Source organism: Marivita sp. (genome assembly GCF_017643905.1).
Taxonomy (GTDB): domain Bacteria; phylum Pseudomonadota; class Alphaproteobacteria; order Rhodobacterales; family Rhodobacteraceae; genus Marivita.
Map to the genome: position 1 here is coordinate 1 of NZ_JAEPMO010000138.1, position 11,084 is coordinate 11,084.

At 60.6% G+C, this 11,084-nt stretch carries 11 protein-coding genes, 1 tRNA gene and 1 pseudogene; 5 read left to right on the forward strand and 8 right to left on the reverse strand.

The window, feature by feature from the left end; translation table 11 throughout:
• Positions 1–209: hypothetical protein (locus JJ869_RS18425; RefSeq protein ID WP_292269319.1), on the reverse strand; the 209-nt coding region annotated here is incomplete at its 3' end.
• A gap of 242 nt (positions 210–451) precedes the next feature.
• Between JJ869_RS18425 and JJ869_RS18430 the strand changes: the two genes are divergently transcribed.
• Positions 452–584, forward strand: a tRNA-Leu gene (locus tag JJ869_RS18430).
• 174 nt (positions 585–758) lie between these two features.
• Here JJ869_RS18430 and JJ869_RS18435 read toward each other — a convergent pair.
• The 5 genes from JJ869_RS18435 to JJ869_RS18455 form a co-directional block, all read right to left on the reverse strand.
• Positions 759–1,346: a class I SAM-dependent methyltransferase gene (locus JJ869_RS18435; protein ID WP_292269321.1), complete on the reverse strand. Its 588-nt coding sequence runs from the start codon at positions 1,344–1,346 to the stop codon at positions 759–761.
• A gap of 97 nt (positions 1,347–1,443) precedes the next feature.
• A complete protein-coding gene (locus tag JJ869_RS18440) occupies positions 1,444–1,764 on the reverse strand; it encodes a cytochrome c (protein ID WP_292269322.1) in 321 nt (106 codons plus the stop codon).
• A gap of 86 nt (positions 1,765–1,850) precedes the next feature.
• A complete protein-coding gene (locus tag JJ869_RS18445) occupies positions 1,851–3,110 on the reverse strand; it encodes a VWA-like domain-containing protein (RefSeq protein ID WP_292269324.1) in 1,260 nt (419 codons plus the stop codon).
• On the reverse strand, positions 3,076–4,182 hold the full coding sequence (locus JJ869_RS18450; RefSeq protein WP_292269326.1) for a MoxR family ATPase: 1,107 nt from the start codon (positions 4,180–4,182) through the stop codon (positions 3,076–3,078). The genes JJ869_RS18445 and JJ869_RS18450 overlap by 35 nt, the downstream gene beginning before the upstream one ends.
• On the reverse strand, positions 4,179–4,883 hold the full coding sequence (locus tag JJ869_RS18455; protein ID WP_292269328.1) for a hypothetical protein: 705 nt from the start codon (positions 4,881–4,883) through the stop codon (positions 4,179–4,181). Before JJ869_RS18455 ends, JJ869_RS18450 begins: the two co-directional genes overlap by 4 nt.
• 99 nt (positions 4,884–4,982) lie before the next feature.
• Between JJ869_RS18455 and JJ869_RS18460 the strand changes: the two genes are divergently transcribed.
• From JJ869_RS18460 to JJ869_RS18475, 4 genes are all read left to right on the forward strand, one after another.
• Positions 4,983–5,639, forward strand: coding sequence for an ABC transporter ATP-binding protein (locus tag JJ869_RS18460; protein WP_292269329.1), 657 nt, complete (start codon positions 4,983–4,985; stop codon positions 5,637–5,639).
• Positions 5,640–5,701: 62 nt separating this feature from the next.
• The gene (locus tag JJ869_RS18465; RefSeq protein ID WP_292269336.1) at positions 5,702–8,032 is read left to right on the forward strand and encodes an ABC transporter permease; all 2,331 of its coding nucleotides are present in this window, start codon (positions 5,702–5,704) and stop codon (positions 8,030–8,032) included.
• A complete protein-coding gene (locus tag JJ869_RS18470; RefSeq protein WP_292269330.1) occupies positions 8,022–9,062 on the forward strand; it encodes a lipocalin-like domain-containing protein in 1,041 nt (346 codons plus the stop codon). The genes JJ869_RS18465 and JJ869_RS18470 overlap by 11 nt, the downstream gene beginning before the upstream one ends.
• A complete protein-coding gene (locus JJ869_RS18475; protein ID WP_292269332.1) occupies positions 9,055–9,609 on the forward strand; it encodes a pyridoxamine 5'-phosphate oxidase family protein in 555 nt (184 codons plus the stop codon). Before JJ869_RS18470 ends, JJ869_RS18475 begins: the two co-directional genes overlap by 8 nt.
• Before the next feature lie 205 nt (positions 9,610–9,814).
• Here the strand turns inward: JJ869_RS18475 and JJ869_RS18480 are convergent, their stop codons facing one another.
• Positions 9,815–10,420, reverse strand: coding sequence for a nucleotidyltransferase family protein (locus JJ869_RS18480; RefSeq protein ID WP_292269334.1), 606 nt, complete (start codon positions 10,418–10,420; stop codon positions 9,815–9,817).
• A 9-nt stretch (positions 10,421–10,429) separates the two neighbouring features.
• Positions 10,430–11,050, reverse strand: a pseudogene (locus tag JJ869_RS18485) (glycine cleavage T C-terminal barrel domain-containing protein); the annotation flags it as partial.
• Positions 11,051–11,084 lie beyond the last annotated feature (34 nt).

Below are 11,084 nucleotides of genomic sequence, written 5' to 3' on the forward strand. Positions count from 1 at the left end.
TATGATGCTGGCAACACTTGCAGGTGATGCTCAGGTGATTGTTCGTGATTGAACCAAGCTGGGTCATTGGCTGGATGTCCCTCTATGGATGTAGGCTCCCAGTAGCCATCGTGCTGGTGGTTCAGCACAAAAGCAACATCTCGGATGTATGTTGGTGGGTCGTGTGGAAAATCCGTGCAGGCAAGATGAACTGCACGGTTTTTGTGCATCTGCACTTTGAACGGGGTGGGTCGCGCGGGATGCTGGTTGTCATTCGTGTCTGCAAACTGTGCTGGTTCGGTAGGTGCAAGCTTTGCGATGCTTCCACATTCGTCATCTTGAAAACTTGACTTGATTGGCTTGGCTCATTGGTCTGAGGTGAAGCAGGTTTTGTGCGTATTTTGTGTTTTTGGTCGCAGGATTTGGTTCAAGCATACTTGCTTTTGCAGAGTAAGGCAGGGTGAGGGTGGTGGGCTAAATAATTGAAAATAATATATTTTTACTTGTTTTTCAGTTGTTCGTCGTTTCGGCGAAAAATCTTGCTTGGGGATTCAAAATCCCCCGCTGGCAACAGCGTGCGAGTTCGAGTCTCGCCTTGGGCACCACCTCATCAGACCTGTTCTACCGACCCGTTTCGCATCACGTCACGTCACGAGAAGAACCTTGTGGCCGGGCAAATCCAGCAGGCTGGGGTGATCGGCATCAACTCTTTCCGCCAGACCAAGCTTAAGGATTTGGCGCATGGACATGCGAACAGGCCCCACGTTCGTTTCGTCCAGCTACAGGAATGCGCCTTTTGGCATCAACGGCTTCAACGCCAGAAATTCGCGCAGATGCGTGTCTTTCGACCCGTCCAGATGCAGAAGGTCAATGGTCTCGCACGGGTTTTCATCGGCGTATTTCGGCAGTTCGACCAGCGAGTTCCCGGTGATAAAACGGCAGCGCCCGGGGAACGCGTATCTTAACCAGGCAAAGGCCGCAGGTACATAGATGTCGACACGCGCCCAGGTTGGGGACAGCTGTTTGCAGATGTCCACCCCGGTCACGCGCAGCGTCGGGTTCGCTGACAGAGCAAGGTAAAGGCTGTGACCGCCGTTTACGCCAACTTCGAACAGATGCGCTGATTGGCGGGCGAGCCAAAACAGGTTCCTCCGCTTGCCATCGAACCGTTCGAGAAGACCCTTGTGCCGATAGTCCGGATCTCTATGCGCATAGAAAAGGTTGCCATTGAGTTCAACGTGCTGCCCCCAATGTGACAGCGTGTTGGCCAGATGCGTATTGAGGTCGTCCAGACCTGCGGTCCATGCGCTACAGGCCAGCATGTCATCGTAACTCTCGTAAGTCGGCAATTTAAGGTTTTCGATCAAGGGTCACTCGCTGGTCTGACGCATGCGCTGCGTCGTTTCCATCTCGGTTACATGAAGCGCGCCGTCGAAGCTGCGTCTTGGTGATTGCTGTGTCCGCTCAATCCCCAAGCGAGGTGATATAGGCGACCATGTCGTCGATATTGCCGCCGATCATGTACTGGGTGTAGCGCGGCATAGCGGCATGTATCGGTTGCTCAATCCGTGCTCGGATCTGCTCGGCCGACCGATAGACCGCGATGGCGGCAAAGCTGGGAGGCTCCAGTTTAAAGGGGCCGCCGCGGTCGATCACGTGACAGGCCACACAATATTCCTCGGCGATCTGTTGTCCCATTGTGACATTGCCGTCCTGCGCAGTGGCGGCGCCAGACAGGACCGTGAGAAACAGGGCGAGGCCGTAGCGAAAGCTGCGCATGGTCATGGTCTCCTCCGTCGCTTTGGGGCGCTCTAGGTCCACGCTACGCCTATATGGTCTGTCCGGCAAAGGTTTTGGCAGCCGCTCCCGCGCTATCGTGTCATGTGGATCAGCGTTCCGTATGCCGGAGGTCGGGGTGCCGGCGAGGGGACGGCCCAGATCACCTCATGTCGCGGGGCCGGAGGCAATGGCGCATCAAGGTCGGTCAGGACGATCAACAACGACGAATCGAACCTGCGGCACATGTCGAACACGGGCGCGAAATCCGTCCCTCCACCGCGTCTGATCTGAAGTTGCTGCAACGCATCGGCGCTCTCGAGCCGGGTCTGGCTGTGCAGTGTTGTGTCGAACCCCCAAAGGTGCAACTCGGCCTCGCTGCGTCGCTGGATGCCAAGGACTTCGGCCCCGAACAGGTCCAATTGCGTGTCGGTCACAGAACTTGACGTGTCGAGCGCGATCACGATCCGTGGGCGGCGCTGGTCGCGGGCCAATCCGGCCTGAAATGCAGGGGATGGCGCGCCTGCCGCACGAGCCAAAGCTTCTTGCGCCACCCAGCGCGCGGCAGGACGTTTATGGGACGGGCGCGGGACGTCACTGACGGCCTTGAGCAACAGACGCCGCAAATGCCGTTCCCAAGGGACAGTAGAGTGCGGCAGGTCCCCGAACCGGATCAAAGCAGGACCGATGCCGACACCTGCCGAGCGTCCTAACTCCAAAGCCTGTTCGACCCGTGTGGCCCACACATCGCTTTCGGTTTCAAACGATCCTTTGCTGGACAGATCTGGTGCGAACCGACGTTTGAGCATGTAATCGTCGACCGCCGGGTTCACCTGAGACGGGTCGCCGTCCAACGGTGCCGCAAGTGCGTGGTACAGACGGTCGGTGTCCCACTCGGCCAGGATGTTTGGCGCGACCGTGTCGAGGCCCGGCAACAGGTCGATCAGCTCTTTTGCGCGGACGGCGGGACGGGGCAGCGCATGTCCCCCCGCCAGCAGCGCCTCGTTGACCATGGCATCTGCCGCCAGCGTGTAAAGCTTGGGCTTGAACCTGCGCCCCAGTCGTGCTGCCATGTCCGCCTGACGCGCGGAATGGCGGAGTGCGACATGCAGCACATGATGCGCCGCAAGACCGATCTGTTCGGGTGGCGATAGTTGCGTGAAGGACGGCCCGTAATAGATTGTCTCTCCATAAGTTTCCGTCGTTCCATCATGGTCTCGATGCGTGCACCAAAGCGCCAGCGCGGCTATTGCCGGGTCCACGTCACCCATTTGGGCCAAAGCCATTCGCGCGCGTCGGCTGTGTTGCCCTGACACCGGACTACAGTGCCCCGACCTCGGCCCGCGCCTTGGCATAATCGGCGTAAGCCTCCGCCCCCCGGAATGCCTCGTGCAGTCCTTGTGCGAGCGCTTTCCGGATCAAAAGCTCGAAGCCGAAGCTTGACAATTCCCCCAGGGGCAACGCCCGCACTTGTTCGGATTTCAGCGTCCGGATATCCGCCATGACATCAATCACATCGCGGATCGTGTCGGCATCGGTCTGGGCAACCAACCCATAGATCAGCCCGACCAGCGCGTTCAAAGATTCGGGATATAGGTCCATTCGTTGTCCACGCGGGGTGGCGAGCATGTCCTGCACCGTCACCATCGCATCCAGTTCATCCGCCACACGGGCAAACTCGGCAGCCGGGGCCACGCCAATGGTTCCGGCCACCATCGTGCCCCGGATGCGGCGGTCGGTCACCGCCTGCATGATCAGGCTCACACGCTCCCACGACCGGGGCGTGCACGCGATCATATCTCCGCGGCGCAGGCTGTCTTCGGTAGTGTCCAGCAGGTCAGGTCGCGAGCGCAGAAAGGCCGTGACGGCAGGGTGCAGCGATTGGTCGACTGCATACCGCTCCAGCCAGTCTTTGGCGTTGGCTGTCACATGAAGATGCACCAACCGGTCCGACAGGGCCGTGCCCATCTCGTAAGCCACAGCACCGTCTTCGACCGTGTTGCCAGCAGCGACGATAAACACACTGTCGGGCAGGGTGTGTCGTCCGACGCGCCGTTCTTGCAGCAGGCCATAGACAGTCGGCTGCAGATAAGGCGACGCGGCGGTCAGTTCGTCCAGAAACAGTACAGCAGGCATGTCCGGCTGGTCTGGCAAATCCTCGGGCCGATACCACAGCGTTTTGCGGGTTTCGTGATCGTAATAGGGCAGGCCGCGCAGATCCTGCGGTTCGATCGTGGTCAGGCGGATGTCGTAAAGCTGCGCGCCGATCTGGGTCGCAAGTGTCTGGACAAGCTGCGTTTTGCCCACGCCGGGCTTGCCATGCAGCATCCACGATGTGGTCAGCGCACCGCTGCGCTGCGCCTCCCATGCTGCTTGCAACACTTCCAATGCATCGCCTGCGGAAACGGTTTGCGCGTTCACGCTCATGCCGGGGCCTCCTGCGGTGCGGGTCCGTCCAGTAAGGCCGCCAACCGCGCATGACCCGAGACACCCCGCGCATCAAAGCTTACGGATCGCAAAAACAGATCTTCGCGCAGGTTCGCCTTGTGCAGCATCCGTTCAGTGAACTCGGAACCAAACAGCTCAGCCGAAATCAAATCCCGTTCCTCCGGTGCCAAAGGCAGGATGCGCGGCTTGCCCTCGCGGGTCTGCACCGACACGAGTGTCAGAGGGGTGATATGCGCCAGTTCTGACTGCTCGACCACCAGCATCAGTTCGCCGCTGGTCTGCCCCCGCAGCGCCGCCAGTTTGGTCAGCACCCGCCGCGCGCGGAAATTCAACGTATCCAGCACCCGCGCCGCCTCGTCCTCGTCCATCAACGTCTTGCGCTTTTCGGCCGAGACCCGCAGCACCTTCATTTCGAAAAAGCCGATCACGATAATCATCGCCACCGGAGCCTGCGAAATTGGTAAGGCCAGATCGCGCCAGATGAACATGGCGACCACGAAGGGCGACAGGGCAATGAAATAGCGCAGCGGCTCGTTCTCGAAAATCACCCGCGCAGCCAGTGCCGCGCCACCGCCCTTTGGCAGGAACGCGATGCGATGTAGTACCTTGCGCGGAACCGATCCGGTCTCAAGCGCTTTGGGGTTCCAGACCGTTTCTGGTGATAGGATAAACGCACTCATGGCACCCGAGGTAGCACCGCAATCACACGCGGCAAAGTGCGGCGGTGCTTTTTATACGTCCGGGCTTTTCCTTTCCGTACCGCGTGATAGCTCAAGCACATGGTGTTGACTGTCAAAGACGTGACCAAATCCTTTCCCGCAGCGGATGGGGACGTGCCCGTGCTGCGCGGTGTGTCGTTGTCGCTTGAGCGTGGGGAAACACTCGCCCTGACCGGAGAGTCGGGCTCGGGCAAAAGCACGCTTCTGCATCTCATCGGAGGTCTGGACCGCGTCGACAGCGGGTCGATCACCGTCGGCGGTCGTGAGATCACCACGATGAACGACACTGACAGGGCCGCACTTCGGCGGTCCGACGTGGGTGTGATCTTTCAGCAGTTCAATCTTATTCCGTCGCTGACTGTCGAAGCGAATATCGCGTTTCAGGCGCGCCTGGCAGGTGCCTTTGATGCCGACCAAGCGGCGCGGCTGTCCAAGGCGCTTGGCCTGACCGAACATCTGAACAAGTACCCCGAGGCCCTGTCTGGCGGTCAACAGCAGCGCGTCGCCATCGCCCGCACCTTGACGGCCCGGCCCAAGCTTGTGCTTGCGGATGAACCGACCGGCAATCTCGACGAAGCCACCTCATCCGAAGTGTTGGGGCAAATGCTGCGCCTTGTGCGCGAAACCGGCGCGGCTTTGTTGATCGTCACCCATTCCCAAAGCGTGGCGCGCCGGATGAGCCGCCATGTGAACCTCAGCCAGGGACACGTGGTGTGATCCCAACCGCGCTGACAGCCCTTCTGTCCCATTGGCGTCGCAACAGATTGCAATTCTTTGCAATGATTGCAGGGCTGGCTTTGGCAACTGCGCTTTGGTCTGGTGTGCAAGCCATCAATGCCGAGGCGCGCGCGAGCTATGACGCGGCAGCGGCCACTTTGGGCGAAGGGCAGTTCGACCAGCTTTTGCCCCGAACTGGCGAGAAGATCGACCAGTCCTCGTATATCGCGCTGCGCCGTGCCGGGTGGCAGGTATCGCCCGTGATTGAGGGCCGGTTGCGCACTGAGGCGGGCAGCGTGCGTCTGGTCGGCCTCGATCCACTGACCGCACCGGGCACCATCGCGCCCGTGGGGATGCAGGACGAATCCAACCTCGACGATTTCCTGACGCGGGGCGTTCTGTTTGCAGCACCGGATGTGGCAAAGGCGCTTGAAGGGACGGTGTCACAGCGGGTCATCGTGGACCCAAGCATCGCGCCGGGTGTCGCGCTGTCGGATATCGGCGTGGCGCAGACCCTCCTGTCGGCAGAGGGCACGCTCAGCCGCCTCATCATCGCACCGTCACAACCGATTGGTCTGCCTTCGTTGGCAGAGGTCGCGCCCAGCCTTGTCCGCCAGCCGGCGCAGGATACGGGCGCAAACCGGCTGACAGACAGCTTTCACCTGAACCTGACCGCCTTCGGTTTGCTCAGTTTTGCTGTTGGCATCTTCATCGTACACGGCACCATCAGCCTTGCCTTCGAGCAGCGCCGCAGCATGGTCCGCACGCTCCGCGCTTTAGGAGTGCCGCTCAATCGGTTGATTGGGTTGATGATTTCGGAGTTGGTGGTGTTCGCGCTGCTGGCTGGCGCCATTGGGGTGGCTCTGGGATATGTGATTGCCGCCGTTCTTTTGCCAAACGTGGCCGCGACCCTTCAGGGGCTTTATGGCGCGTCGGTTGCGGGCACTTTGCAATTGCGGTCCGAATGGTGGCTTTCGGGTATGGCAATCGCGGTTCTCGGCACCGGTTTGGCTGCCGCAGGCGCACTTTGGAAGATTGCGAAGATGCCGATTCTGGCCAGTGCGCGGCCACGGGCCTGGGCTGTCGCCTCGGGTGAAACCGCTTGGCGGCTTGGCGCGTTGGCGGCGCTGCTCTTTGTCGTGGGCGGCGCTATCGCGATCTGGGGCCGGGGCCTGACCCTTGCCTTCGCGCTCTTGGCCTGCCTGTTGATCGGTGCCGCTCTGATCCTGCCGCTCTTGCTGCGTGGTGCGGTCGGATTCGCCAATCAGCGCGCGCGAACTGCAATGTGGCAGTGGTTCTGGGCCGACACGCGCCAACAGGTGCCGGGGTTGAGCCTCGCCTTGATGGCGCTCTTGCTGGCAACGGCGGCGAATGTGGGCGTGTCCACGATGGTATCGAGCTTTCGTGTAACCTTTGTCGATTTCCTCGATCAACGGCTGGCTCCCGAGCTGTTCATCCGTGTGGAAGACGAGGCGCAAAGTCTGGAAGTCGAAGCAATCCTTCTGTCCGAAGCGCGTGAGATTCTGCCGCTCCTGTCGACCGAGACCGAGATCGCAGGGGTTCCGACCGACCTGTTCGGTGTTCGCGTCGGTCCGACCTACCGCGACAACTGGCTGTTTCTTGAGGACACGCCCAATGTCTGGGATCGGGTTGAGGACGGTCGCGCAGTTGTGGTCAGTGAGCAACTGGCCCGCCGTGCGGATCTATGGACCGGGGACCGCTTGGTCATCTCATCAAACCTGATTTTGCCGATTGCCGCCATCGTGGCCGACTACGGCAACCCGCTGGGACAGGCGCTGGTCTCTGAAACAGCGTTCCGCGACCTGTATCCCGATCTTGTGGCGACGTCCTTCGGGGTGCGCACAGACGATCCGACCGCGCTGCGCGACAGATTGACGGCAGAATACGGCTTGCCCGAAACCGCCATCACCGACCAGTCGCGGATCAAGGCGTTCTCTTTGGGCGTGTTCGAACGTACCTTCACGGTCACGGGTGCGTTGAACATTCTCACACTCGCGGTCGCCGCGTTCGCCATCTTGATGAGCTTGCTGACCCTTGCGTCGATCCGGGTGCCACAGCTTGCCCCTGTGTGGGCTTTGGGGCTGACCCGGCGCAAGCTGGGGCAACTGGAACTGATCCGCGCCGTGGTGCTTGCGATGGTCACGACCCTGCTGGCAATTCCACTTGGGCTGATACTGGCTTGGGTTCTGCTCTCCTATGTCAATGTCGAAGCGTTTGGCTGGAAACTCCCGATTTATCTCTTCCCCGGCCACTATGTGCTGCTGACCCTCTTCGCATTGCTCGCGGCGGCGCTGGCCGCGCTCTGGCCGGCCATCCGGTTGGCGCGCACGCCGCCATCGGATCTGCTCAAGGTGTTCGCCAATGATCGCTAGGGCGCTTCTCTTGATACTGTGGCTGCCTGTTCAGGTGGCCGCGCAGGGATTTGCAGGGCTGGGCACCGATGCCGATGCCTTTGCCGTTCCGACACCCAACCCGGTGTTCGATTTCCCGCAGGACCATGGCGCGCATCCCGACTACCGGATCGAATGGTGGTATCTCACCGCCAATCTCACCGGGCCCGATGGCACCGCCTACGGCATTCAATGGACGTTGTTCAGGTCTGCCTTGGCGCCCGAAACACGCGAAGGCTGGTCCGATCCGCAGGTCTGGTTCGCCCATGCTGCCGTCACCGCACCCAACACGCATCTTGTCGCCGAACGCATCGCACGCGGCGGGATCGGGCAGGCGGGTGTGACCGTGGAACCTTTCGCAGCATGGATCGACGATTGGCAAATGGCAGGACCGTCCTTCGACGACCAGCGCTTGACCGCGCGTGGTCAAGCCTTTGCCTATGATCTCGGATTGCAAGCCAAAGGCCCACTGGTCTTTCACGGCGAGGGTGGGTTTTCGGTCAAGTCAGCGCAAGGGCAGGCAAGCTATTATTACTCTCAACCGTTCTACGAGGTGACCGGCATACTGACTCTTCCAACAGGCGACGTAGAGGTCTCGGGGTCGGCATGGCTCGACCGGGAATGGTCGTCACAACCCTTGGCGGACAGCCAATCGGGCTGGGACTGGTTCTCGCTCTCCTTCGACACCGGAGACAAGTTGATGGGCTTCCTGCTGCGCGAGGACGATGGAACTTCGTTCTCCTCGGCCACATGGATCGCGCCGGATGGCATGACGACAGCCTATCCTGACGGGGCCTTCGCGGCGCAGCCTGTGAGCTGGCACGACGTTGCCGGACGAGAGGTACCAACGGAATGGGCGGTACAACTGCCCGACAAGGGCATCAACGTCACTGTCACCGCACTGAACCCCGATGCCTGGATGGCGGTGTCCATTCCCTATTGGGAAGGTCCCGTCACCGTCCAAGGCTCTCATACGGGGCGCGGCTATCTGGAGATGACAGGCTATGAGTGACCCGCACGACCTTACCGCCTTTCTGGACCTCGGCTGGCAACGGCTGACGCGCGGGGTGGCGGACCGGCATGCCGCTGCGCGCCACCCGGTCTTTGCCACCGTATCGCCCGAAGGTGCGCCCGAAGCACGCACGGTCGTTCTGCGGGGGGCCAGCCGACGCGATGGCACCGTCGAAGTCCACACCGACGGCGGGTCGGACAAGGTCACGTCGCTGCGTGCCAACCCGCGCGCTCAACTGATGGTCTGGGATGAAAAAGCCAAACTGCAACTGAGGTTATCTACACGCGTGTCCATTCATCAAGGCGAGGATGTCGGTGATCGCTGGCAAAACGTGCCAGATGGCTCGCGCATCGCTTACGGCGCATCCCCGAAGCCCGGCACTCCGATCCCAAATGCCCATGCATACACCAAGCTCGCCAGCCGCGACTGGTTCACGGTGCTGATCTGCCAAATCGAATCGATTGAGCTCATGCAGTTGATCGATCCGCACAGACGCGCTGTTTTTAGCGCGGACGACAACTGGACTGGAGAATGGCGCGTTCCCTAACGTAAGTGATCCGGTGGTCACTGAACTGCTTGGTCACAAAACGGGCATTTTTGACTTGCTTTGAAGTGTTTCTTGAGTAGTGTCTTGCTCACCGACTAAAGTATCGGCGAATTTATAGCCGATTGCGCCCGAAAGTGGCAGCGATTGGACAGAATGGGACGGTTGGGGAGAGCCGTCCCATTTTTTTCCGCAAACTTATCCACAATCACCGGTCAGGGTTGTTTGCCCGCCAAACTGTCCACGCGTCGGGTGTATCCAGGTCGGTCAGCGCGTTTTCGCCGGGCAGGGCAACGCGGATCAAACGGTGGCGGTTGGCCTGCAGGATCGCCCGCGCACCCGCGTCTCCGGTCAGGTTCTGGAACTCCGGAAGCAAGTCGCTGGGAAAGATAACCGGGTGACCCGGCGTGCCACCAGCACCGGTCGCCTGCACCAGAAACTCGCTACTGGCATCGCTGAACGCCTGTATAACATGGCGCAGATCGTCTTCCGTCAAATCAGGCATGTCGGCTGGCAGGATCATCACACCTTCAGCCGTGTCCGGCACCAAGGCTCCGGCGCGCCGTAAAGATGCGGACATCCCGTCGTCCGCATCTGGCACCGGGATTTGCCGAACCGACAAACCCTCCAACACGCTCGCGCGCGGATGGGTGAGCGAGGGCAGGGTGACGATCACATCCCCGCACACCGCCAAAGCCCGTTCTGCAACGCCATGCAATAGGGGTTTTCCGTCCACAGGCTCGAGCAACTTGTCCCGTTCGCCCATCCGGCGGCTGGCCCCGGCGGCGGGAATCACGATTGTTATCTGGGTCATGCCCGCAGTCTAACCGCGCATCTGTGCCCCGTCAGCGTCGTAGAGCGGAGTGGTGATAAGCGTCACGTCACACATGTCGCCCAGAATTTCGATCTGCGCTTTTTGACCGTCCTGCGCATAGATGCGCGGGATCAGTCCAAGCGCGATGGATTTGCCCGCATGGTGCGAATAGCCGCCCGAAGTGCAGAAGCCCTGCACAGCTCCGTCGATCCAGATCGGCTCATAGGCGTTCACATCGGCGTCGTTTACGGCCACCTCAAATGCGCACAGCACCCGATCCGACGAATTGGCGCGTTCGGCCTCAGCGGCGGCCCGTCCGATGAAATCGGCATTCTTTGACCACGCGATAAAGCGGTCCATTCCGGTCTCTCCGGGCGTGTAATCCGGCGAAAACTCAGACAGCCAGGATCCAAAGAACTTGTCCAGCCGCAGCGACATCATCGCGCGCATCCCGAAGGGGCGCATGCCAAACTCCTGTCCGGCAGTCCAAAGCGTGTGCCAGAGCTGCCGCTGCGCCACTGGTTCGCAGTAGATCTCGTAGCCCAATCCAGCCGTATAGCTGACCCGCTGCACAAGACAGGGCGTCATGCCGATGGTCATCGGACGTACATCCATGAACTTGAGGTCTGTCGCATAATGTGATTAAGAGCAGAAATTGTTGGAA

Bases quoted from the DNA above. Each gene is read 5' to 3' on its own strand.
- JJ869_RS18440 (WP_292269322.1), bottom strand. From the start codon at position 1,764: ATGACCATGCGCAGCTTTCGCTACGGCCTCGCCCTGTTTCTCACGGTC.
- JJ869_RS18445 (WP_292269324.1), bottom strand. From the start codon at position 3,110: ATGCCAAGGCGCGGGCCGAGGTCGGGGCACTGTAGTCCGGTGTCAGGG.
- JJ869_RS18450 (WP_292269326.1), bottom strand. From the start codon at position 4,182: ATGAGCGTGAACGCGCAAACCGTTTCCGCAGGCGATGCATTGGAAGTG.
- JJ869_RS18455 (WP_292269328.1), bottom strand. From the start codon at position 4,883: ATGAGTGCGTTTATCCTATCACCAGAAACGGTCTGGAACCCCAAAGCG.
- JJ869_RS18460 (WP_292269329.1), top strand. From the start codon at position 4,983: ATGGTGTTGACTGTCAAAGACGTGACCAAATCCTTTCCCGCAGCGGAT.
- JJ869_RS18465 (WP_292269336.1), top strand. From the start codon at position 5,702: ATGATTGCAGGGCTGGCTTTGGCAACTGCGCTTTGGTCTGGTGTGCAA.
- JJ869_RS18470 (WP_292269330.1), top strand. From the start codon at position 8,022: ATGATCGCTAGGGCGCTTCTCTTGATACTGTGGCTGCCTGTTCAGGTG.
- JJ869_RS18475 (WP_292269332.1), top strand. From the start codon at position 9,055: ATGAGTGACCCGCACGACCTTACCGCCTTTCTGGACCTCGGCTGGCAA.
- JJ869_RS18480 (WP_292269334.1), bottom strand. From the start codon at position 10,420: ATGACCCAGATAACAATCGTGATTCCCGCCGCCGGGGCCAGCCGCCGG.